The 22151-nt window shown below is 67.0% G+C and carries 18 protein-coding genes and 3 pseudogenes; 16 read left to right on the top strand and 5 right to left on the bottom strand.

What is annotated here, in order from left to right:
• The first annotated feature begins 578 nt into the window (after positions 1-578).
• The 5 genes and pseudogenes from ACFWYS_RS35005 to ACFWYS_RS34985 all read left to right on the top strand — a co-directional run.
• A complete protein-coding gene (locus ACFWYS_RS35005) occupies positions 579-767 on the top strand; it encodes a hypothetical protein (protein ID WP_384777643.1) in 189 nt (62 codons plus the stop codon).
• An 82-nt stretch (positions 768-849) separates the two neighbouring features.
• A complete protein-coding gene (locus ACFWYS_RS35000) occupies positions 850-1176 on the top strand; it encodes a plasmid stabilization protein (RefSeq protein ID WP_384777640.1) in 327 nt (108 codons plus the stop codon).
• A 658-nt stretch (positions 1177-1834) separates the two neighbouring features.
• A complete protein-coding gene (locus ACFWYS_RS34995) occupies positions 1835-2989 on the top strand; it encodes an aromatic acid exporter family protein (protein WP_384777637.1) in 1155 nt (384 codons plus the stop codon).
• A 622-nt stretch (positions 2990-3611) separates the two neighbouring features.
• Positions 3612-4577: an LLM class F420-dependent oxidoreductase gene (locus tag ACFWYS_RS34990; RefSeq protein ID WP_384777634.1), complete on the top strand. Its 966-nt coding sequence runs from the start codon at positions 3612-3614 to the stop codon at positions 4575-4577.
• Between the two features lie 262 nt (positions 4578-4839).
• Positions 4840-5001, top strand: a pseudogene (locus tag ACFWYS_RS34985) (IS1380 family transposase); the annotation flags it as partial.
• A 184-nt stretch (positions 5002-5185) separates the two neighbouring features.
• On the opposite strand, the gene ACFWYS_RS34980 reads toward ACFWYS_RS34985, so the two are convergent.
• Both ACFWYS_RS34980 and ACFWYS_RS34975 read right to left on the bottom strand, forming a co-directional pair.
• Positions 5186-5458: a winged helix-turn-helix transcriptional regulator gene (locus ACFWYS_RS34980; protein WP_384777824.1), complete on the bottom strand. Its 273-nt coding sequence runs from the start codon at positions 5456-5458 to the stop codon at positions 5186-5188.
• Positions 5459-6129: 671 nt separating this feature from the next.
• Positions 6130-6933, bottom strand: a complete 804-nt coding sequence (locus ACFWYS_RS34975) for a GGDEF domain-containing protein (protein ID WP_384777631.1) — start codon at positions 6931-6933, stop codon at positions 6130-6132.
• Positions 6934-7223: 290 nt separating this feature from the next.
• Here ACFWYS_RS34975 and ACFWYS_RS34970 point away from each other — a divergent pair, with 290 nt between their 5' ends.
• The 5 genes and pseudogenes from ACFWYS_RS34970 to ACFWYS_RS34950 all read left to right on the top strand — a co-directional run.
• Entirely contained in the window at positions 7224-7670 is a 447-nt protein-coding gene (locus tag ACFWYS_RS34970; protein ID WP_384777628.1) for an XRE family transcriptional regulator, read from the top strand.
• A gap of 78 nt (positions 7671-7748) precedes the next feature.
• Positions 7749-8297, top strand: coding sequence for a hypothetical protein (locus tag ACFWYS_RS34965; RefSeq protein WP_384777625.1), 549 nt, complete (start codon positions 7749-7751; stop codon positions 8295-8297).
• Positions 8294-9463: an MAB_1171c family putative transporter gene (locus ACFWYS_RS34960; RefSeq protein ID WP_384777622.1), complete on the top strand. Its 1170-nt coding sequence runs from the start codon at positions 8294-8296 to the stop codon at positions 9461-9463. The genes ACFWYS_RS34965 and ACFWYS_RS34960 overlap by 4 nt, the downstream gene beginning before the upstream one ends.
• A complete protein-coding gene (locus ACFWYS_RS34955; protein WP_384777619.1) occupies positions 9460-10656 on the top strand; it encodes an FAD-dependent oxidoreductase in 1197 nt (398 codons plus the stop codon). Before ACFWYS_RS34960 ends, ACFWYS_RS34955 begins: the two co-directional genes overlap by 4 nt.
• 1075 nt (positions 10657-11731) lie before the next feature.
• A pseudogene (locus tag ACFWYS_RS34950) lies at positions 11732-12170 on the top strand (ATP-binding protein); the annotation flags it as partial.
• Positions 12171-12220: 50 nt separating this feature from the next.
• Here the strand turns inward: ACFWYS_RS34950 and pyrE are convergent.
• The gene (gene pyrE / locus ACFWYS_RS34945) at positions 12221-12814 is read right to left on the bottom strand and encodes an orotate phosphoribosyltransferase (RefSeq protein ID WP_384777615.1); all 594 of its coding nucleotides are present in this window, start codon (positions 12812-12814) and stop codon (positions 12221-12223) included.
• A 204-nt stretch (positions 12815-13018) separates the two neighbouring features.
• Here pyrE and ACFWYS_RS34940 point away from each other — a divergent pair, with 204 nt between their 5' ends.
• Both ACFWYS_RS34940 and ACFWYS_RS34935 read left to right on the top strand, forming a co-directional pair.
• Positions 13019-13366 carry a hypothetical protein gene (locus ACFWYS_RS34940; protein WP_384777612.1) on the top strand — a complete coding sequence of 116 codons (348 nt, stop codon included), beginning with the start codon at positions 13019-13021 and terminating at the stop codon, positions 13364-13366.
• A gap of 242 nt (positions 13367-13608) precedes the next feature.
• Positions 13609-14380 (top strand): annotated as a pseudogene (locus ACFWYS_RS34935) (amidohydrolase); the annotation flags it as partial.
• A gap of 116 nt (positions 14381-14496) precedes the next feature.
• On the opposite strand, the gene ACFWYS_RS34930 reads toward ACFWYS_RS34935, so the two are convergent.
• Entirely contained in the window at positions 14497-16044 is a 1548-nt protein-coding gene (locus ACFWYS_RS34930) for a peptidoglycan-binding protein (protein ID WP_384777609.1), read from the bottom strand.
• A 202-nt stretch (positions 16045-16246) separates the two neighbouring features.
• Positions 16247-17389 carry a peptidoglycan-binding protein gene (locus tag ACFWYS_RS34925; RefSeq protein ID WP_384777606.1) on the bottom strand — a complete coding sequence of 381 codons (1143 nt, stop codon included), beginning with the start codon at positions 17387-17389 and terminating at the stop codon, positions 16247-16249.
• 589 nt (positions 17390-17978) lie between these two features.
• On the opposite strand from ACFWYS_RS34925, the gene ACFWYS_RS34920 reads away from it, so the two are divergent.
• The 4 genes from ACFWYS_RS34920 to ACFWYS_RS34905 all read left to right on the top strand — a co-directional run bounded on the left by ACFWYS_RS34920 (position 17979) and on the right by ACFWYS_RS34905 (position 22035).
• Positions 17979-18314: a CU044_2847 family protein gene (locus ACFWYS_RS34920; protein ID WP_384777603.1), complete on the top strand. Its 336-nt coding sequence runs from the start codon at positions 17979-17981 to the stop codon at positions 18312-18314.
• Positions 18311-19117 (top strand): serine protease, encoded by an 807-nt coding sequence (locus ACFWYS_RS34915; RefSeq protein ID WP_384777600.1) that lies wholly within the window; start codon positions 18311-18313, stop codon positions 19115-19117. Before ACFWYS_RS34920 ends, ACFWYS_RS34915 begins: the two co-directional genes overlap by 4 nt.
• 1315 nt (positions 19118-20432) lie before the next feature.
• Positions 20433-20687: a hypothetical protein gene (locus ACFWYS_RS34910; RefSeq protein ID WP_384777821.1), complete on the top strand. Its 255-nt coding sequence runs from the start codon at positions 20433-20435 to the stop codon at positions 20685-20687.
• 208 nt (positions 20688-20895) lie between these two features.
• The gene (locus ACFWYS_RS34905; protein WP_384777597.1) at positions 20896-22035 is read left to right on the top strand and encodes a PQQ-dependent sugar dehydrogenase; all 1140 of its coding nucleotides are present in this window, start codon (positions 20896-20898) and stop codon (positions 22033-22035) included.
• Positions 22036-22151 lie beyond the last annotated feature (116 nt).

Here is a 22151-nt window from a genome sequence, read left to right as displayed (position 1 = left end):
GCTGTCGAGCCATGCTGATGCGGCGGCGGTGTCTCCAACAGGAGCCGCTCCGTCCGCTGGGCCAACCTTGAGCCTTTGGGCTACGTGGCCGGTGCCACGATCCTGCCGATCAGCCCCATATCGATCAGCGACCGATGGCGCGCAAACCGCGGAGGGATCTGACGGCCGCTCGGAACGAACCGGCTGAGGAGCCGATCGCCGTGCGGGGCCTCGTCGCGCAGGCGACTCCGACGCGTTTCCGGAGCGGCGGAGCGGCCTGGTGAACGTGCCCCGAGCCTGACTGCTCCGATGCGGAGGCGTCCAGGACGGCGGCTGTTCTCACGCCGCCGTGGTCAGCGCGGTGGCAGTTGCGAGTGCCGTGTCGGCGCGGGCGTGGATGACCAGCCGTATGCCTCATGTGTCGGCGCCGGCTGCGAGGAGGCGTCGTATGGGGGCGCTGTGCGTAGCGACGGACAGCACCCGTGCTCCCGTACAGGCGGGCCCCGGCGTGGAACGGAGCGACGGCGGCATGCTTCGCGTGGCGCCTCCCGGGAACTCGGCGATCCGAACGGCCTCCGACGAAAGTGTGGTGCCCGCAGATGTCCAACCCACAGCAACCAGAACAGCGACGCAGTGACAAGGGCGGCGCGACACCGCAGGACAGCGCCGAACTCAAGGCTCGGCAGGCCCAGGAGAAGGGCGGTCGTGCCCACGGTACCGACAAGGGTGACAAGGGCGGCGGAGAAGGCGGAGGGGTGCCACCGGACCAGCAGGCCGAGCACCCGTGATCCGGGCCCGACCACCCATCACTTCGTGGTGAGGCCCGAGGAAGGCGCCGCACCACAGTTTGTATGAGAAAGAGGAGGCATCATGCCGGCCGGATCGAGCTCCAAGCGGGAGCGCCAGTACGAACACATCAAGAAGGGCGCCGAGGACCGTGGCGAGTCGTCGAAGCGGGCCAAGGAGATTGCCGCACGGACGGTGAACAAGGAGCGGGCCAGGTCGGGCGAGTCGAAGACCGCGAGCAAATCCTCGACCCGCGACCAGAAGTCGGCGTCCCAACGGGGCGGGCAGCGTTCACACAGCGGCGCGGAAGGGCCGACCAAGGACCAGTTGTACAACGAAGCGAAGAAGCGCAACATCCACGGCCGTTCCTCGATGACGAAGAAGCAGTTGGAGAACGCCCTCGGGCGCTGACAAAGTACGCCGACCGCCTGGTCGATCACCGCATGCGAATCCACCGCTTGACGAACTGCGTCGCAGATACGGTCGATCAGCAGCCGCCCGTCCCTTCCGGCGTCCTATGCCCTGGCGTGGGCCCTGTCGGCACGGAGTTGGGGGCCGATGCGGATACGTAGGGCGGGTTGGAGACCACCAGGTCGAAGCGACGCCCGAGCACGGCCGCCGCCGAGTCGCCGCGGCTCACGCGCAGAGTCTCGCCGTTCGGCACCGCATTCAGCCAGGTCTTGGTGATCGCCCGCCAGTGATGTCGACCGCGGTGACTGGGCCTCCGAGGCGAGCCGCCGCCACTACGAGCACGAGCGTGCCGCACCGCTGCCCAAATCCAGTACGTCCGCCTCGGCCGTGATCCCCTCACGGCGCATCGCCCGTTCCAGGAGCCGGGTGGCGGTCTGCGGCGCGTAGGCACCGCGAGGCAGCGGGAGGCACCAAGCAGCGTAGCCGGGGAGCGGGGACGACGACGCAGACCAGCCGTTTCGCCCACGGGTCCCCCTTGGCAGCAGACGTAACGATGGCGAACATCCCCCGATGCACCCACGGGATCTGGAGGCTGTCTAACAGAGTGAAGTCGCTCTCAGTGGGTGCGTCCTGCTCCTGGTGTGGCACTTGCTGTGCCATGGAGCGGATGTGTAGGGCGACATGGGCCGTCCGGTCGCGGGTCGGTGCTGCCGTAGCGGCGGTACGTCGGGTGTGGACCGGTCCCGGGCCTGAGCGGGATCTGGCGGTGCAGGCGGGCAAAGGGGCGCTGGCGGCCTGGGTGGCGTGGGCGGTCGTGGGCTGGTGGCTCGATGCTCCGATGGCGTTCGTGGCACCGTGGGTCGCGGTCGTGCTGGTGGAGTCGACGGTGTACCGGTCGGTCGCGCACGGTCTGCAGCAGCTCGCGGCGTTCGCTGTGGGGACGGCCGTAGCGACCGTGATGGGGCTGTTGCTGGACAGCACAATGGTCACGATGGCGTTGGTCCTGCCGGCTGTGCTGTTGCTCGAACAGTGGCGGCGCCTGGGGAGCCAGGGCATCTACGCTGCCACCGGTGCGCTGTTTGTGCTGACCGGTGGCCAGGTGACCGTCGCCTCGTCGGCCGCCCGCATCGCGGAGGCGGTCTTCGGCGCGGTGGTCGGGGTAATGGTCAACGCGCTGATCCGGCCTCCCGTGTACCTGCGCGACGCCCGCACAGCGGTGGCGGACGCGGTCCGTGAGGCGCAGGAGATCCTGACCACGGTGGCCGACGGCCTGGCCGCCGGCGAGTGGGACAGCCGGGCGGCCGGGGAATGGCACGAGCGCGCACTGAGTCTGGGCCGCCTGGTCGACCGGGCTCGGTCGGCGATCGGCTGGAGCCGCGAGAGCATGCGCGGCAATGCGCGCGGGCGCCGCGACCGGGCTCCTGCCCCGCACGGCCAGGCGTACGCCGACGTGCTGGCAGTACTGGACCACGTCGCCGTCCATGCGGCAGGTATGACCCGGACCCTTCGGGAGATCAACGACGGGGGGAGGGCGGCTCCGCCGGCCGCGCGACTCACCCGTGCCTACGCGGAATTCCTCCGCCGTACGGCGTGTGCCGTCTGGCTGTACGGTCAGACTCAGTTCGCCCCGAGCGGCCGCGACGACCGCGCCGTGGAGCAGCTACGTGAGGCGGTCGGCGAACTCCACCGCACGCTCGACGAGCTCCGCCGACAGTTGCCGGAGGCCGTGCCCGACGACCCCGACGCACTGGTGGTCTACGGAACGCTGCTGGCCCAGGCGCATCGCCTTGCCGATCAACTCGTCCAAGGCTGACTCTGCCGACCACGGCACGGAGACGGTCGCCTGCCGCACTGCCGCATCCGGGGAGAGCGAGGCCCCAGCGCTCAGGGTTCGGCACGGGCAGGGTTCAGTCCTCGCCTCGCACGAGGTTCCACTCGCCTCCCCAGCGCTTTGCCCGTCGTCGCCGTCGATCGTCGCGCGTACGCAGGTGCGTATGCGCTGCCTGTGCAGACGGCGTGCGGTTGCCCAGCCCGTCTCAGGTCGTCGGAGGGCGGACGACTCCTTGGTTTCCGTGGTCACGGCGGTTCATCTTCCGTCTGCGTCCGCCCTATTGCGGCTTGTGAAATCCAGATAGTGGCTGGGCATGTGGCGCCACTGCTGGTCGAAGGACCGGTGCTCATGGCTCTCGTCCGTGGCCGGACATCTGGGCGCTGACCTGCGGCTATGGCGACAGCGCGCCGGAGCCGACAGCCGCACCGCCGCGACAGAGGTCGCAGTCGGTAGATCGCCGATATGTGGGCACTCGGCCGTGAGACGTCGCCGTAGCCCCCAGGCGGGACTGTGACGGTCAGGCTCTGGTTCGGACGATGTGCTGGAAGCGCCGCCCCGAATGGTCATGGTCTCCGCGTAGACAACCCACGAGGAGATGAGCGTCATGGTGCAGATCGGGTACACGATGATGACCGAGCAAGCTGGCCCGCGGGAGCTCGTCGGGCATGTGGTCGGGGCCGAGCGCGCCGGCTTCGACTTCTCCGTCACGTCCGACCACTACTTTCCCTGGCTGGAGTCCCAGGGGCACGCGCCCTACGCGTGGAGTGTGCTCGGTGCCGCTGCGCAAGTCACCGAACGCATCCCTCTGATGACGTACGTGACGTGCCCGACGACGCGCTACCACCCGGCGGTCGTCGCCCAGAAGGCCGCCACCCTGCAACTTCTCTCCCAGGGGCGGTTCCGCCTCGGTCTCGGTTCCGGGGAGAACCTCAACGAGCATGTGGTGGGCGGCGGGTGGCCCGCCGCGACCGTCCGGCTGGAGAGGCTGGGGGAGGCCGTCGAGATCATCCGCTCGCTCTTGGCGGGGGAGAACGTCAACCACCACGGTGTTCACTTCGAGGTGGCGAACGCCAAGTTGTGGGATCTGCCCGACGCGCCTCTGCCCATCGGTCTCGCGGTCTCGGGTGACCACTCGTGCGAACTCGCCGGCCGTCTGGCCGACTTGCTGATCGCCACGGAACCCAAGCCGGAACTGACTTCCGCGTTCGACCGCCATGGCGGTGCGGGCAAGCCCAAGATCGGTCAGCTTCCGATCTGTTACGACACTGACCGCGACTCGGCGATCGCCCGTGCCCACGACCAGTTCCGCTGGTTCGGCGGCGGCTGGCCGGTCAACTCCGAACTGCCCGGGCCCGCGGCGTTCGAGGGTGCCACGCAGTTCGTACGGCCCGAGGACGTGGCCGAGTCCATTCCGTGCGGCGACGACGTGGAGGCGGTCGTGGAGGCCGTACGGCCTTACGTCGACGCGGGGTTCACCGAGGTCGCCCTCGTCCAGATCGGCGGCGAGCACCAGGAACCGTACCTGGAATGGGCCGAGCACAAGCTGCTGCCCGCACTGCGTGAACTGTGAGAGGCCGGGGGCACCCGGGATGACCACGAAACGCGCCGCGATCTTCGACGTCGACGGAACGGTGATGGCCACCCATTGCCTGCACCTCGCCACCTGGTAGGAGGCGTTCCGGCAGGCGGGCCGGCCGCCACGTGCCCATGCGAGAGATCCACCGGGCCGTGGGTCTCAGAGGTTGCGATCTGCTGGACCACCTGCTCGGCGATGGCGCCGATCGCGATACCGAGGAGGACGAACAGCTCGCCACGGCCCACCATGCCCTTTATACCGGCGCGGACGGCAGATCCTCATCCGCTGCGACTCCGCGGGCGGCACCCACGAGTTCGTTTCCTGGCTCGCCAAGCGCGGGCGCTGGCTGTCCTACTCCGTTGGCATGGTGATCACCCAGGAACGGCCCCATCCCGGCGCCCAGTGCCCGCCCTCAGCCACCGAAAGCCAAACGGTCCGCCGACTCCGTCGGCAGACCGTCAAGAAAGATGGAGGCTAAATCCATCTTCGGCATGTACCTCACCTGAGGCCCTCCCTGCTCTGCAGACGCACCATGGTCTCGGCAGTCAAGATCGGGCGCGGGAGGAAGGTTTCGGAAGATTCAGCTGCAAAGGAGCGCTCGATCACTCCGCGCGTCGTGGAGCGGCACGTGGTAGCCGTTGGAAATTCTCGTATTCGCGTTGCTCCGCCCAACGAGCCAGAGGCAGTAGAGCGTCGAGCAGTCCGCGGCCAGACGCTGTGATGCGATAGGTCGTGTGATAGGGGAAGGCAGATTCTCTGCTGCGTTGGACGAGCTCTTCCTCTCGGAGCTTTGTAAGCGTTCGGTTCAGGACTGAGTCCTGGATGTAGCGGTGGTCCGCAGGATTTTGTGTGCGCTCGGTGTTTACGCGGATCATCTCAAGCAGCACGTTGAACTGTTGTGGGCCCGCGGCGAGGGCTTCCAGGATGTCGGGTACCCATTCGCGTCGCAAAAGCCGTAAGGCGTACCTGGACCGTTGGGAGATCGCTCGGTGGGAGTCGTCCCGGCGATGTCGGTCATTGCGTCGTCCGCTCCGTATCCATCTGCCGAACAGGCGCATAAATGGCGTTGTGTGGCGAGGCACGTGACCCTCCACGGGTGTTGCTTGGGCTCACTCCTGACTGATATGTAGGTCGGTGTCCTCCGCTGCTTCGACGAGCTGCAGGTAGCGACGCAGGTACTCCGGCCTGGTGTGCCGGGCTGCGCCATGGGGTCTGACGAGCCAGTGCGGTCCTGGTGGAGAGGTGCGACGGGAGTTGGGGACGACGACGTACGAGTTGGCACCCAGGGGCTGTGAGTGGGTGGCGTCCCAGCTTGCGGCTGACCGAGGAGGGACAAGGAAGTAGATGCTGGGGACCGGCATGTCCAGGTCTGCGATGACGGGGCCGAGCTGGGACGGGCTGGCGTCGCGGAAGTGGCGGACGATCTTGAGTCCGGACCCGGCGTCCACTCGTATCGCGTCCCACCAGCGGCCCGCGGCAACGGCGCAAGGTATGACGACGGGCACCCAGAGAGAGTAATGCGTGCTGAGTGATCTTGTGTGTGTCTTCATGGCATGTCCAGCGGTGCGGTGCACCTGTTGAGCAGGGCGGAGAGGATGGTGTAGACGTGCTCCACGCCTAGCGGTGAGAGCGCCAACTCCTCTTGGGTGATGTGCGGCAGACGGTGCTGCGGTGCGAGCAGGATGCGTACGCCTGGGCTGTCCCGGACGGGGGTCTCCGGCGTGGTGCCGAGCGGAGGAGCGTCCCCGAGGGAGGGAGCGACGCGGACTTGGTCGCCCCCGCTCCGCTTGGCTTGGCGTAGCGCGGTGTCGCAATCCAGCAGCAGATTGGACAGGGCGCCCGGTGGGAGGTCGGACGCCGCGGCGATTCCCAGAGAGACCGTCGGTCCGGTGAGAGTGACGGAGACTCCTCGCTGCGTGGGGACCTCGATGCTGAGCCTGCGTACTTGGTCGCGCATACGCCGAGCGGTGACCAGTGCGCGATTGAGGTCCAGGCCGGGCAGCAGGATCAGGAACTCGTCCCCGGCGCATCCCCCGTAGCGTCCGACGATGCCGGTGTCGCCACTCTCGCCGGACAGCACAGCGGCGATGGCGTGAAGGAGGGTGTCTCCTGCGGGGTGACCGTAGTTGTCGTTGACGGCCTTGAAGCGATCCACGTCGGCAAGGATCAGGGCGAGTGACCGTCGGTCGCGGCGGGCGTCTTCGACGGTACAGGCCGCCCTTCGGTCCCAGGTGTGCCGGTAGAGCGTGCCGGTCACCTTGTCGACCAAGGATTCGCCGCACAGTGAGCAGCGCGTGGTGTGTACGGCGCCGGCGGCCGGTTCGACGACCGTGCGTGGTGGTGGAGCCATGTTCATCGTCCCCTCGTGGCGGGGGCGCGGGGCTGAGGCGGGGTGCCATGAGTGCGGCGCCGCCGTGTCCGTAGCGCGGAGGGTCGTCTTCCCCGGTTCCGCGCGGGCCTCTCGCGTCCCGTCGGTTCAATGCTGAACAACTATGGGATGATCAACCTGCTCAATGACTCAACTGCTGGTTGAATCTGATGGAGAGTGAGTTTAGAGTGGAGCCGTACCTTCCTGTCAATCGATGCTCAAGTAAAGGGAGTTGAAAGAGCATCGCGAGGTCCAGCATTCGGGGTGAGGCTGTGTCCGATGCCGAAAAGCGGTCGCCGCTGGCCGACGGCCTTGAGCGGCTGTTCGACGAGATCCGCCCGGAGGGCCCAAGGGGGCGTAGGTACACGAACGAGGAAGTCGCTGCGGCGATCAAGCAGGACAGCGCTGGGATCCGAGTCAGTGGGGCCTATCTGTCCGCCCTGCGGAACGGCACTAAGCGCAACCCGTCTATGGACCTGCGCACCGCGTTGGCCCGGTTCTTCGCTGTCCCTGTGACGTACTTCCTGGAGGACACACCACCCGAACAGGCCGAGGTGGACATCGCCCTGGCCAAGGTCGGTCGCCATCCCGAGGTCAAAAGCCTCGCGCTGCGGGCCCTTGAGCTGGGCCCCGAAGGCCTCGCCGCCGTCTCCCAGATCGTCGAGTACGTCCTGTCCAAGGACCAGACTCGCAATCCCGCGGACGCGGATGACTCCTGACGCCTGGCGCCCGAGCCATTCGGCTTGACGCCGGAGAGGCTCCATCGCCCGATGCACACGGGAAGGACCTCGTTACCGATGAGCGAGCGTGACTTACGCCGACGCTGTCGGCAATTGCTCAAAGATTTGGACATCCAACCGCCGCTCGACGTCGAGGAGCTGTGTAGGCGGTTCGCTCAGCAGCGTGGCAGACCGATTCACCTGGTGCCGTACGCAATACCCGTACCGGGACCGTTCGGGCTGTGGATCAGCGCGCAGAGCGAGGACTTCATCGTCTTTCAAGAGAACACCAGTCGGCCCCACAAGCGGCACATCATCCTCCACGAATTCGGTCACGGCTTCCGCGGTCACGTGAGCGGTGTGCCTCTCGGTTTGCTCTCCGCCCTGGGGCGCGGCGACGTATCGGCCGCATTGGACACCTGGTTTCCGGTGTGGCCGGCAGGCCCGATTGGGTGCGCGTTCGGCCGCACGGCATACGACGACGAGCGGGAGCGCGAGGCCGAGACGGTCGCCACCGTGATCCTGGAGTGGGCGTCGGTCCTCGACCACGTCGTCCCGAAGGCCACGGATCATGAAGCGGCGCAGCGGATTGCCGCCGCACTCAGCGATCGGCTGGGCTGGCTATGAGCGAACTCCTCGGGATCTACGGCATCACGGTGTGCCTCGTCCTTGCCTGGACCGTGGTCAGGCTGGCGCGGGCTCCCCGGGACCGAACCCTGTGGTCGCTGTGCGGGCTGATCACCGGCTGGACCATCTCCTTTCCCTTCGGACGCGCCGCCGACCACGGCACCGATCTGCTGGGCATGTCGCCGATGACGTCCCGCCTCATCGAGCACGCCCTGATCGTGACCGGCATCCACGGCCTGGTCTGCTTCTACCTCTACTCGGCCCTGGACCACCGCCGGGCGAAGCGGCGGGCATGGCAGTACGGCATCCCGCTGGCCCTGACCCTGGCGGTGCTGGTCGTAGCGGCGCTGCTGACGCCGGCGGGCGTGGGTACCCGCGACCACCGGGTCACCAGCGTTGCCGTCTTCTTCGTGGCCGCCGACTCCTACGCGGTTTTCGGGTTCACCCGGGCATGGGTATGGAACCGGCGGTACGCGTGTGGCGCGCGACCGCGCTTCAGGCGAGGGCTCCGCCTCGCAGCGTTCGGCATGATCGGGATCGCGGTGGCCAGCGCCCTGTTCGTGGTGGCGGTCGCCCTGCGCTGGGGAGGCGGCGGCAGTGCACCACAGTCCCTGCCGACCGAAGGGGCTGCGGAGACTGCACTGGGCTGGTTCGCCGCCGTGTTCTTCCTCCTGCCGGGCCTCATCGCCTTCTTGGTCGGGGTCACCTACCCCTCCGCGGTCATGCACCTGCTCGCCCTGCGCCTTTGGTGGCGTCATCTACGGCAGTACCGCCGCCTCGGTCCCCTGTGGGCGGCGTTGCACGAACGATTCCCTGAAAACGCGCTGTTCAGGCTGCCCGGCAGGTCCTGGCATGAGGCGCTGAATCCCCGGAGCGTCCACCGTCGTTACTACCGCCGCGTGATCGAGTGTCGTGACGGACTGGTTCGTATCAGTCCCTACCTGGCCTCGCTCCAAGGGGACGCCGACGCTCGTGCCTGCCGTAGTCCAGCAGAGTTCTCGGCTCGCCTCCGCCAGGCTCTTCGGGCCAGCGCCGAGAGCGAGCCCGTACTCGCGGCCGCCATACCGATCGCAGTGCCGGACGAACCCTCCCTGGACGCCGATGTCCGCGAACTCATCGCTCTGTCCGACGCACTCCGCACGGCACAACCGAACGGAGGATCATGACGCACGCACTGATCGCCGGTGGGGGCATCGCCGGGCTAACCACTGCGATAGCCCTTCAGAAGGCCGGCCTGACCTCGGTGGTATACGAGGCGTATCCCGCAGGTGTCGACCATCGTGGGGCCTTCCTGTCTCTCTTCGCCAACGGCATCGACGCCCTCCGCGCGATTGACGCCCACCGACCCGTACTCGACCTTTCTTTCCCGGCTGAGCGAGTCGAGTTCACCGACGGAACCGGCAAGCAGCTTGGAGAAGCTCGCCTCGCCCGGGACGACTTCGGCGCTCTTCCCGGCCCCCGCACACTCAGGCGTGCGGATCTGTGCCGGGCGTTGTACGGCCAGGCAGTGAGTCGCGGAATCCGTATCGAACACGGCAAGCGGCTCGCGACTGCCACGACCACGCCACAAGGACGCGTCGTAGCCGCCTTCGCGGACGGAAGCACCGCTGACGGCGACCTGCTCATCGGGGCCGACGGTGTTCGCTCCGCCGTCCGCCGACTCATCGATTCCAGTGCCCCGATCGCCAAGTACACGGGCGAAGACGTCGTCTGCGGATATGCCCGCAAGCCTCCGGTCGTCGCTCCGCCGGAGACCTTCCGCATGATCTACGGAAAACGCGCCTTCTTCGCTTACCTCACCACCCCGGATGGCGACACCTGGTGGTTCACCAACATCCCTGGTGCAGAACCCGCGAATGAAAGAGCTACTGCGACGACACCTGCGCAGTGGAGGCAGCGTGCCGTCGAGCATCTCCTCGGTGAGCAGGGGCCGGGAGTGGAGCTGATCCAATCCACCGGCGACGATGTCGTCGGCATCCACGTCTACGACGTCGAATCCACCCCTGTTTGGTACGCAGGCCCCATGATCGTCATAGGTGACGCCGCCCACGTTGCGTCACCGAACGCCGGTCATGGAGCCGCAATGGCCATCGAGGACGCAGTCGTTCTCGCCAAGTGCCTACGCGATCTGCCGCATGGCTGGCCGGCGTTCTCGCGGTACGAACAGCTACGTCGCGACCGCGTCGAACGGCTTGTCACAACGAGCGCCCGTATGAGGCGACGAGCGATCCCGGCCCCGCTGCAGCGCGTTTTCCGGGACTTCATGCTGCCGAGATTGCTGAAACGCGGTCCGCGCAACGCGGCGCCCTGGCTCACACGGCATCACATCGACTGGGACGAGTCGCTCCTCGCTGATTGAGTGGGCAGGGCGGAGCGCCCCGCGTCGTGCTCGTTGTGCACCACGTGGGGTGAGGTCATGAGGTCCGGCCTGTGCCGGGAGTGCCGCGAGGGCCGCTACCACGTGCGCCGGGGCGTACTGCGCGAGGCGGTCTGCCGCAGGTGCGGCTGGCCAGGGAGCGTCAGCGTCGACGGCACCTGTCGGGGGTGCCGCATCGCGGTCCGGTTGGGCGAGGACGATGTCTGGATGCGCGCCGAGGCGGAACGGCGTGAACTGCCGCCGGGGCGGCCACTGCAGCTCGCGATTGGAATCAGCGGCATACGACTGTCCAGCTTTCCGCTGCGGTACGCGGGCCTGCGTACCGTGTTCAAGCTCCCGGTATGGGCGCGAGGAACGACTCAGCCGCGCGGGGATGATCCGGCTGTCTGTGTCGAAGAAGTGGCGGGCCAGCTCGGCCTGTTCGCTCCGTGGCCGCGGTCTTTCACCCGGGATCACGGCCGCAGGATCGGGGGCCGGGACATTCGCGATCTGCCGATCGTCCTGGCGGTCCTGGAGAAGATGGCCACCGAACGAGGCGTCGGACAGACATGGCTGTTCCACACGGGCGACTGCGCGCGGCTCGCATTGCATCGCGGCCGCCGGACGAGCGCCTGGTCCGGCCGGAGGCGCTGGCTGATCTTCCGCAGATGGGTCCCACCCTGCTGGAGGCCTTCCAACGGCCGGGCTGTTGGCTTCGCCGCGGCCGCGGCTGGTGCCGTCGTGGATGTCACGCGGGTTCGGCAACTGCCGCGAGTGCCTGGCCTGGACGAACGCGAGGGACCAGCGGCGTGCCGGCTGCCTCGGCTGGGGCATCGACCGGCCCGTGGGCCCGTGGGACCGCTGCCGTGGCGTGCTCCCGCTGCGGGACGACCACTGCCGGCGGTGCGTGCTGCTGCTCGCCGAGACCGAGTACGGCCTCGACGGCATCGCCCTTGACGGCGGTGATCAGCTCTGGTTCGGCGATCCTTGGGCGCCGCGTCTGAGGACGACACAGAGCCGGGCCGGTGAGCAGTCCGGCCTGTACGCGAAGCGTCGGCTGCAGGTGAAACGGCGCGCCATCGGCGACTCCGGCACCGGCAAGTCCCACCTGCTGATCTCGCTGGGCACCGAGGCAGCGATGACGGGCTTCCGGGTGCGCTAGACCCTTGCCACCAAGCTCGTGAACGAACTGGTCGAGGCTGCCGACGAGAAACAGCTGTCGAAGACCATCGCCCGCTACGGCCGCGTCGATCTTTTATGCATTGACGAACTCGGCTACATGGAGCTGGACCGGCGAGGGGCCGAGCTGTTGTTCCAGGTTCTGACCGAGCGCGAGGAGAAGAACAGCGTCGCGATCGCCTCCAACGAGTCGTTCGGTGCCTGGACGAAGACCTTCACGGACCCGCGGCTTGCGCGGCCATCGTCGACCGGCTCACCTTCAACGGAGCATCATCCAGACCGGGACGGAGTCCTACCGCCTCGCCCACACCAAAGCCAAGGCGGAGCAGGCAAGCTGACCAATCTGCGGCAGCATCCCCACTCAGCGTGGGGACGCCGCCAGCGACGCTTACGAAGCGTCGCGCACGTCCGTGGCGGTCAGCAGGGAAACGAGCTCGATCCCCTCCGCCGCGAGAGCCTCGCCACCGCCCTGCTCACGGTCGATCACACACAGAGCCGTGCTGATGTCCGCGCCGAGAGCACGCAGGTCAGCGGTCGACAGCACGACCTGCCCGCCACTGGTGACGACATCTTCGACCACCAGCACTCGACGCCCGGCCAGCTCCGCACCTTCGGCCAGACGACAGGTGCCATACGGTTTGGCCTGCTTGCGGACGAACGCACAGGGCAGACCAGTGTGTCGGCCCAGTGCCGTGACGACAGGGATGCCGCCCATCTCCAGTCCGGCCAATACCTCGATGTCGGCCGGCACCAGTCGAGCCATCGCACGGGCCACCTCATCGAGGAGAACAGGGTCGCCCTCGAAGCGGTACTTGTCGAAGTACTCCGTCGCGGTGCGTCCCGAGCGCAAGGTGAACGTCCCGGTCAGGTGGGAAACAGCATGGATGCGGCGAGCAAGATCAGAGTGTGTCACAGAAGCCCAGTCTCCCAGATCCGCATCACCTGATGACCATGCCGCAGACGCACAGGACCGAACCAGCATGCGACATCAAATGTCGCTGACATCGATCACCCCGGGCGCCAGGCAACGACTCCCAAAGCCATCGACAAACGACTCCCGAAGATGGGCTCTGGTCCACTTCGTGTGGGCGCGTACGCAGGGTGACTGTTGATCTTCGTGTGGTGGCGGGCGAGTTCGCCCGAAAATCGCCCGGCTGGATGGTGGTGCGGTCGACAGTCCTTCGCCGTGAACGAAGTGCTGCCGAAGCTTGACGAGCTGCTGTTCTCCTCGGTCGAGGGCGTGTTGGTGGAATCGGTCGAGGTGACCGACACGGTCGTCCGGGTCGAGGCCCGCACGACCGCAGGGCGGGCGGCCTGTCCGGGGTGTGGATGTTGGTCGGGGACCCTCCCCTCTCCGACCATCGCCCAGCGCCGGCAGGCCACACGGACCCTAGTGGAGCCGTCTCCCGCCAGCCAGAGTGGGTCCGAGGAGCGCGTGACGGCGCGGGCCGACGGCGGGCGGGGGCGATGGGAAGTTTCCACGGAAGATCACCATCAGGGTGCGCTTGACGAACGGGCAGATCACGAGAAGTAGGGCCAAGATTCCCTCAGGCTTCGTCTTCGGCCTTAGGGCGTCAGACGATCCTGAAGGCGTCCAGGAAGAGATGGGGTGACCATGGCTGCCGACTGGTGGGCCGGTTTTGCCGCTGCCCGGTGAACATCTCCTCCGGGGCAGGGGCGCGGGAGAAGCGCGCCTGCGATGGTCGCGGGCGGCCTCTCGCGATCCTGGTGACACCTGGCCAACGCCACGACAGCATCTGCGCACGCCCCCTCCCCATCGGCGTCAAGATCTTCGCCGACGGAGTGCCCCCGAACCGTACGGCCTGGATGAGCGAGCCCTATCCGGAAGGCGGTCACGGCGCGCTGTGCGTGCACGGCGAGACCCCGGCGCTACAGGTGCGGGAACTACGCGAGATGATCCGCCTCGCCCACGAGGCCGGGTTCCAGCTCGGCGTGCACGTCACCGGCGACCGGGCCATCGACACCGTCGTGGACGCCTTCCTCGCCGCCGACGAGGCCACGCCCCGCCCCGATGCCCGCCACGACGTTATCCACGGCGACTTCATCAGCCGGGACAGCCTGGCCAAGCTCGCCGCACACGGCTACGGCGTCAACATGAACCCTGGAATCAAATGGACCATCGCCCACCTCATGGACGACGTCGTGGGCCCCCAACGCTCGGCCTACCAGTGGCCCGTGCGCTCGGCGATCGAAGCCGGTGTCACGGTCTGCTCCAGCTCCGACGCACCGATCACGGAGCCCGACTGGCGCCGGGGGCGTGGCCTCGATGATGCTGCGCGAGTCCAAAGCCAGCGGCCGCCAGAGCGGCCCTGACCAGTGTGTGCCGATCTCCGACGCCCTGCGCGCGTACACGGCCAACGCGGCATGGCAGGACTTCGCCGACGGCTAGAAAGGCACGATCGAACCGGGCAAGGTCGCCGACCTCTGCGTCCTCGACCGCCCGCTGCTCGATCTCGACCCTCACGACATCACACAGGTGGAGGTCGATCTCACGGTGTTCGACGGACGCGTTGTCCACGAGCGGTGAACGGCGAGTGCCTGGAGCTGGGGGGTGAGGAACCGGCGGCCGTAGGCACCAACCAGGCCTGTTCAACTCGTTCAGCCGGCTGAAGTCAGACGGAGATCCGCAGAATGCCCGCTCGCTTAGGTCGTGGGTGGGGCGCCGAACGCGGCGATGATGTCGACCAAGTCGAGTCCGAGTAGTGCGGCGGTTTCGGTGATGGTCGGACCGAATACGGTGATGACGCGACTCTTGTACACGAGGAAGGCCGGTTCCGCGAAGTTGAAGTAGTGGGCGAAGTTGTTGGACGGGGTCGGTACGAAAGGCGGATGTGACAGGGCGCTGGGCGTCGGGAGCAGAGTGTTCCTCCAGTGGCGCCGAGGCACCAGGCTCGTGACACTCGCGGGACGCCGCTGCGGCGACTCGAAGGTGTGCCAGAGGAGCCTGATGTTCTGTTGTGTTGCCAGGCTGTTGGAACGCGCTTCCTTGAGCATCTCTATGAACAAGTCGACCATGCCTTTGGTGCTTCCCGAAGTGGGAGCCAAGAGCATGGCTCGGTACGCAGTCGTCCATGCCTGTGACCCTTGCGGCGCCACGGCATTGGCTTTTGCCTTGAGTTCTTCGGCGCGCTCCCAGAGCTTCTTCGCCCTGTCCTGGAGTGTGCCGTCCACCCCGAACCAGCTCGGATGGGGAACAGGATTCTGATCCACAACGATGTGGAAGTGGTAGAAGTCGACCGGACTGACGCCCCACGTGGCCGAAGGGGTGTACCGCCCATCTGGAGATCCCCGAGGGTCCAGAAGCGCGGTGAGGGCTGCGACGATCGCGTCCTTGAAGACCTGGGGGATGGCCCCGCACAGGGGGTTGAAGGTGAAGCCCAGGCCGGCGTCCAGCCGGTCCTTCTCGTCCTTCCTGGTGAAGTTGAAGGCCGGCAGGGGGCGGTGCTTCCAAGAGAGCCACTCGTCCCGGTCCGCGTATGGCAGAGCCCACGCTGCGTCCAGATGAGAGATGGTTCCCTTTCCGACGACAGGGTCCGCGGGGCTCAGTCCCTCGTCCTGCTTGTACTTGATCACGGCGCTGGATGTCTCGTTGCCAAAGAAACCAGTGGCCCCACTCGGTATCGCGTATTTCGGACCCAGATCGAGAAGCGCATTCTGGACGGCCGCGATGTGAGGACCGCTCTGGCCGTGCTTGAGGTACTTACTGGTGACCCCGGCGCGAACTTGCTCCAGTACTGGATCCCCGCGGAAGCGTGCGGATTCAAGAAGTTCTATGGCAGCCTCTTCGGTCAGGTGTCCCCAGGTCTGTGGTCCGACGATGCCGTCGATCACGATGGCGATGCGGCGTTGGAATTCACGTACTCGGCCGTGTGTGACCGGGCCGAACTGGCCGTCGATGGCGAGTTGTTGGAGGTCGGGGATGCGGGCGTTGAGGAGTCGCTGGAGTTTTCGTACTGCTGGCCCGTGTGAGCCCTGCTGCAGTTTTGGTGCACCGGAGGCGGCTTCTTGTGACAGTTCGCCGCCTGTCAGCATGCCCCAGGTCTGGGGGCCGGCGATGCCGTCGACGGTGATTTCGACGCGACGCTGGTATTCGCGTACGCGGGCGTCCGTCTTGGGGCCGAAGTTCCCGTCGATGGCGAGGGAGGGGAGATCGGGCACGTGCCCGTTCAACAGTCGCTGGAGCTTGCGCACCGATTCTCCCTCGGAACCCAGACGCAGCGTGGGAGCACCGATACCGTCCGGCGGACCAGGGCCATTGACGTCATCTGGGTCCGGGGACATGTCATCCTCCTGGTTGTGAACGCGTGAGGCTCAACGCTCGCGCAGGCGGCGGACGTCCCGCTCACCTCGCCCTGTGTCGGCACCGCTCCAAGTCAGATCTCGCCTCCTACTGCTACTGAGTCAGCTGTCCCCAGGTCTGTGGTCCGACGATGCCGTCGATCACGATGGCGATGCGGCGTTGGAATTCACGTACTCGGCCGTGTGTGACCGGGCCGAACTGGCCGTCGATGGCGAGTTGTTGGAGGTCGGGGATGCGGGCGTTGAGGAGTCGCTGGAGTTTTCGTACTGCTGGCCCGTGTGAGCCCTGCTGCAGTTTTGGTGCACCGGAGGCGGCTTCTTGTGACAGTTCGCCGCCTGTCAGCATGCCCCAGGTCTGGGGGCCGGCGATGCCGTCGACGGTGATTTCGACGCGACGCTGGTATTCGCGTACGCGGGCGTCCGTCTTGGGGCCGAAGTTCCCGTCGATGGCGAGGGAGGGGAGATCGGGCACGTGCCCGTTCAACAGTCGCTGGAGCTTGCGCACCGATTCCCCTTCAGAACCCAGACGCAGCGTGGGGAATGCAATCTCTATGACATTCCAGTCATAGAAGATTTCATAGTCGGCTCCATGTTCCCGGACCCTTAGCGATTGTTGGCTCCCGACGCCGGGCTGGGTCCCGATGGACATGCGATCAGGTGCCGTCAGGGTGACCGGGACCGGCGTGAAGATCGTGTCCTCCAGGAGCTCTATTATCGCTGCGATAACTCCCTCGTATGCCAATCCGGCAAGGGCTCCGACGGCGAACCCGACAGCTGTCCCGACGCCAGGCACGGCCGATCCCACCGCCGCACCGACAGCCGCAGTCGCAGCCGAGGCGGCCGCAGCCTGAGCGGCCTGCTTTATCTTTTCTCCGACCATTTCCTCCAGTTTCTTGAAGTCGTCTACTAGATCGCCATTGTCCTCCTCTACGATGAAAAGCGTTACTGTGTAGGTGCGCGGGAAGTCTCCAGCTTGCTGCAGGTCAAATTCGATCAGCGGATGGGGCTGGTCACGCCACGCCCCTCGTATGGCATTGTCGGAAACGTCTCCGATTTGCGCTGCCCGTATCAGGTCCGCGACAGGTTTTCTGTCAGGCCCGATTTTTACCGACGATGAGTCAAGCCCGACAGCGGACATGTAAACATCGTCATTTGCCCCTCCGGCGATATCATCCACGGAGTCGTGTTCGATGAAGTACCGAAGTCGGAACTGAAGACGCTGAGGTATGCCAGTCATGAAACTCCCCGGTCTCCTTGAGCTGTGTCAGCTGGCTGGATGGTGTGACGCGGCGAGGGCGGTCCGGCCGGCGAGGATGCCGATGGCTTCCTCGGAGGGGGAAGCGGCTTCATGAGGGTCCTGGTCGGGTTTGCCTGGAGCCGCCGTTCTGCCTCCCACTGCCCGACACCCCGTCGCCGTCATCGAGAGGCAGCGGGTGACGGGAGTGAGTCTGTGCCGCCACGCTACGTGGCAAAGAGCGCAGGTGGGCGAGCCACAACTCCAGGATCGAACTGCACCTCTGCGAGCGCAACTCCGGCGGTGTTCTCTGAACCCTCCCTAAGCTGATGGAGCGGCAGGTTCTCGGCGGGGCGCCTGAGACTCGCGCCGCCGGCGACGGCCCTCTCGTACGCCGTGGCGCGCCGTCGACGCGCTGCCGAGCACCTCCGGCTTCATCCGGAACGCCCTGGTGGGCGACAATGGGTACGGCGTCGTCAGATGGAACACCCGCTGGAGGTAGGGCAGTTGACCACATGTCCAGCCGATTCGTGCCGACCGGGATCGACGAGCCCGCAGGAGCCGATGTCCCAGACCGTTGAAGGAGCCCTCTGTGGCAGATGAAGCTGAGACCGGGACTCCGGTGGTGCGGGTGGAGACCGTGGAGCTGAACGGGCACGGTGGTCGGCAGATCAGCAGCCGGGTCAGACAGGCCGTGAACCTGTCCGACCGCTCCGACGAACTGCAAGCCGCCATCGTCCAGGCGTCGGCCATCGCGCGGGATTCACTCGCGCAGGTTCCGGAGCGCAACGGCTGGTCGGTCAAGACCATGGAGGTGACCTTCGGCATCACCCTGGCCGCCGAAGCGGGCGTGATCCTCTCGAAGGCGTCGGCGGAGGCGTCGTTCGGGGTGACGCTCACGGTGGAACGGGTCGCCGGCCCAAAATGACCGGCGGCCATTACTGGGTGCGGATCAAGGAGGGCGGTACGCCGCTGGGCGCCGGCTTCCTGATGACGCGGGTCTACGTCCTGACGGCCCTGCACTGTCTGCAGCAGATGTCCTCGCAAGACGCCTCCCTGGAACTCGAACTGCCCGATGGGCGGACCCTCAAGGGCCGGTTGTGCGACGCGGTCGAGGAGGTCGACCTCGCGCTCATAGCCGTCGAGGGCGCCCGCGCCCACCAGTTGCCGCTCGCACCGCCGACCGACTGGCCGCGACCAAGGGTGCGATGGCGCGGATCGTACTGTCCGCCGGGTGAGAACCTGCAGCTCAGCGGCACCGTCACCCACGCCCCGATCACCTACCGCAGCGCCGAGCAGGGCGAATTCACCGGAATCCAGCTGACCGCCGAGCAGGACGTCGACGACTTCTCCGGGTACTCGGGCAGTCCTGTGGACACCGACCCGGTCAAGGACAGCGACGAGCGCCCCGTGGTGGGCATCCTCATGGAACAGCTGACCAGCCGGGAAGACTCGGCCCGGGGGAGTAACGTCCTCATCGCAGCCTCGGTCCGGCACGCCATGGAGCTGTTCCCGCACTTCGCCGTCGACCATCTCCGAAGTGACGGAGCCGTTCCGCCGACGCGAGCGGCCGGGCGGAGCGTGCGGGGCAGGACCGAGGACGTACTGGCGTCGTTGCGTCAGTGGGAGGAATCGGGTCTCATCACGGCGCAGGACGCACAAGAGCAACGCAGGCGCACCCTACGGCAGTTCGGCAACAGCGCTCTGGGAGGCGATCCGGATGAGCCCTGAGAGTACTTCGCTGTGGCAGCACCGGATCGAGGTCGCCGAACAGGCCGTGGCAGGCTCGCACGAGGCCCTCGCGTCGCTGTCGGAAGTGGTCCTGACCATGGAGGGTGACAGCAGCCTGCTCCACACCTGGCAGGACGCGAGCGACATGTCCTACTTCCTCGCCCTGCTCCGTGAGCTGGCGGATCCGGCCGAGATCGAGTTCACCGGAACCGTCCAGGTCGTCCAGTGGTGGATGGGGAGTGGCAGGGTCCCCGCAGCGCACCGGTGTGCGGTGCACAATCGGATCGCCAGCGTCCTCGCCGAGAGCGGTCGTTCCACCGAGGCCCTTCTGGCCCTGAGCACCGCCGCCCCTTCGACCCTCGCGGAGAGGGCGTACACACTCGTCCAACGCGGCATGGTGAGCAGCATGTTGGGGGCATGGTCGGCGGCCCAGCGGTACGCCCGGGATGCCGCGCACCTCGCGAGGGATGCCGACGGCTCGGCGGTGTGGCTGGACATCCGGATGCGTGCGGCTCACCTGCTGTTCCGCTTCGAGTGCAGGCAGGCGTCGCCGACTTGGAGTCATGTCGAAGGCCTGGTGAGGGAGCTGGAAGACGTGTGCGGCCGCCAGATCGACCGCTGGGGCAGGGATCACCCCCGGGCGCTGGAAGCCCTGGTGATCATGACCGAGGCGCGGCAGACACAGGCGCGTGAGCGTGGGGACGAGGAGACGGCCGGACGACTCACCGATGTCCTTGCCGTGGCGGCACAACGTTCCGCCACCCTCCTTGGAGCCCGCCACCCTCAAGCAAAGGCAGCACGTCTCGCGCTCGACGAGTCCGTGATCGGGCGCCAGAGTCAGGGCCAGGGCCAGGGCCAGGCAGAATCCCGGCGCCGTTCGACCACTCGCGGACTTATGAAGAAGGCTCAGGAGCCGTGGCCGGCCGACGCGGAGGAGACGACCGAGGCCTTCCCCCACTCAGTGGGTGCCGGTGAACGCCTGGGCGGTCACAATTACGTCTACGGCGACCAAGTGGCCATACACGGCGGTCACCTGAACACCGGCATCGTCCACAGCCAAGCCGCAGCCGTCGACGCGACGCCGGTGCCCGCCGATCTGATCGTGGCGCTTCAGGAACTACATCACTTGATCTCGGAACTACGCGGGCTGGCGCCACCAGACACCGCTCACGCCCTCGACGAACACCTGCCGCTCCTCACAGCCGGCACCGCATACCAGGACGTACGCCGGGCCTTGCTCGCGGTGGCCTCGTTCGCCGCCAGCATCGGGGCTGAGGGACAACCGGTTCTGGAGTCCATCACACGCATCGTCGACCTGCTCGGCTCCCCGTCTCCCGAGGCCGAACGAGACAGCCAGCGCCAGCACCGCGCGTTGGTCGCGGTGCGACTGAAGGAAGCGCACGCAAGGGTGCGCGCACTGCAGGTCCCGGAGGGCGTACGGATGGCACTGACCCGGAAACTGCTGGTCATCACGGCCGCGGCCAAGCACGATGTCGCCGACGCGGCAAGGCGTCTGGACTCGTTCATGGCGGACCTCGACGGGGGACGGCTCCCCGACGAGACACGCTGAACAGCGCGAGACGGTGCGATGGCCTGACAAACAGGCGGCTGAACTGTGGTCTATTTCAACAACTCCCGTCCCGGTAGCCTCATCCGTGGCCAGTAGCGCAGCATCCCCCCCAACCCCCCACGGTTGCGTGCCGGCGTGGACGACACCCGCACTCTGCCCCCGGCAGCCGGGTGCTCTCCCCACGTTCGCCGCCTCTAGGAGGCTCACGGTGAAACTTCGTACCAGAAGCTCGGCCATCATCGGCACCCTCTGCCTCGTCGCTTCCCTCGCCTGGACCACGGCGTCTGCCGACGAACCCGCCGCCCCCTCTCAGGCAGCTGCGAAGGTCGTACTCACGAAGGTGGCCACGGCACGGAATCCATCCGCCGGCACCGCTGGTCCCGGTGGCACAGTCTGGATAGCCGAACGCGCTGGCACAGTGAGGGTCTTGGACGATCAGGGGCTCGGCGACCCCGTCCTAGACATCACCGGCGAGACCACCACCGACGGCGAACGCGGCCTGTTAGGCGTCGCGTTCGACAAGGAGTTCGCGCACTTCTACATCTCGTTCACCAACCTCCAAGGCACCAGCACCGTGGACGAGTTCGCCGTGCGGACTGGTGAGATCCAGCCGGACACACGGCGCACCGTCCTCACCCAGACACAGCCCTACGCGAACCACAACGGCGGCGACATCGCGTTCGGCCCCGACGGGTACCTCTACATCGCGCTCGGCGACGGCGGCTCAGGCGGCGACCCGCACGGCAACGGGCAGAATCTCGACACGCTGTTGGGCAAGCTCCTGCGGATCGACCCGAGAGGCGGCAAGCCGTACGCGATCCCGCCGGGCAACCCGTTCGTGGACGACCCGAACGCGAAGGACGAGATCTGGGCGTACGGGCTGCGCAATCCGTGGCGGTTCTCCTTCGACGCGGGCACGGGCGACCTGCTGATCGGGGACGTCGGCCAGAGCGCCTGGGAGGAGATCGACTGGGCCCCGGCGACCAGCAAGGGCGGCGAGAACTACGGCTGGTCCCAGATGGAGGGCAACCATCCGTTCCGGGGCGGCACGGAGCCCGCGAACCACGTACTGCCGATCCATGAGTACGACCGCAACGGACTGGGCTGCTCGGTGACCGGAGGATACGTCTACCGAGGCGAGGAGATCCCGGACCTCGTGGGTCAGTACGTGTTCAGCGACTACTGTGACGGCACCGTCCGCGCCCTGCAGATGAAGAACGGCGACGTGACCGGCGTGAGCGACCTCGGGGTCGACGGCGGTCAGGTCGTCTCGTTCGCGCAGGCAGGAAATGGCGAGCTGTACGTGCTCGACCTGGGGGGCAGCGTCTCGCGGATCGACCCGGCGTAACGACTGACTTGGCAGGCTTCGAGCCATCAACTGGTGGGGGGGGGGCCCCCGGGCGCCCCCCCCCCCCCCCCCCCCCGCCCCCCCCCCCCCCACACCGCAGGGCGGCCCCCACCCCC

It is taken from the genome of Streptomyces sp. NPDC059010 (genome assembly GCF_042740355.1).
Lineage (GTDB): Bacteria > Actinomycetota > Actinomycetes > Streptomycetales > Streptomycetaceae > Streptomyces.
This window is presented reverse-complemented; position numbering and strand designations above follow the sequence as displayed.

Bases quoted from the DNA above. Each gene is read 5' to 3' on its own strand.
- ACFWYS_RS34995 (WP_384777637.1), top strand. From the start codon at position 1,835: ATGGAGCGGATGTGTAGGGCGACATGGGCCGTCCGGTCGCGGGTCGGT.
- pyrE (WP_384777615.1), bottom strand. From the start codon at position 12,814: ATGCTGGTTCGGTCCTGTGCGTCTGCGGCATGGTCATCAGGTGATGCG.
- ACFWYS_RS34915 (WP_384777600.1), top strand. From the start codon at position 18,311: ATGACCGGCGGCCATTACTGGGTGCGGATCAAGGAGGGCGGTACGCCG.
- ACFWYS_RS35005 (WP_384777643.1), top strand. From the start codon at position 579: ATGTCCAACCCACAGCAACCAGAACAGCGACGCAGTGACAAGGGCGGC.
- ACFWYS_RS34925 (WP_384777606.1), bottom strand. From the start codon at position 17,389: ATGACTGGCATACCTCAGCGTCTTCAGTTCCGACTTCGGTACTTCATC.
- ACFWYS_RS34965 (WP_384777625.1), top strand. From the start codon at position 7,749: ATGAGCGAGCGTGACTTACGCCGACGCTGTCGGCAATTGCTCAAAGAT.
- ACFWYS_RS35000 (WP_384777640.1), top strand. From the start codon at position 850: ATGCCGGCCGGATCGAGCTCCAAGCGGGAGCGCCAGTACGAACACATC.
- ACFWYS_RS34980 (WP_384777824.1), bottom strand. From the start codon at position 5,458: ATGATCCGCGTAAACACCGAGCGCACACAAAATCCTGCGGACCACCGC.
- ACFWYS_RS34990 (WP_384777634.1), top strand. From the start codon at position 3,612: ATGGTGCAGATCGGGTACACGATGATGACCGAGCAAGCTGGCCCGCGG.
- ACFWYS_RS34955 (WP_384777619.1), top strand. From the start codon at position 9,460: ATGACGCACGCACTGATCGCCGGTGGGGGCATCGCCGGGCTAACCACT.
- ACFWYS_RS34975 (WP_384777631.1), bottom strand. From the start codon at position 6,933: ATGGCTCCACCACCACGCACGGTCGTCGAACCGGCCGCCGGCGCCGTA.
- ACFWYS_RS34960 (WP_384777622.1), top strand. From the start codon at position 8,294: ATGAGCGAACTCCTCGGGATCTACGGCATCACGGTGTGCCTCGTCCTT.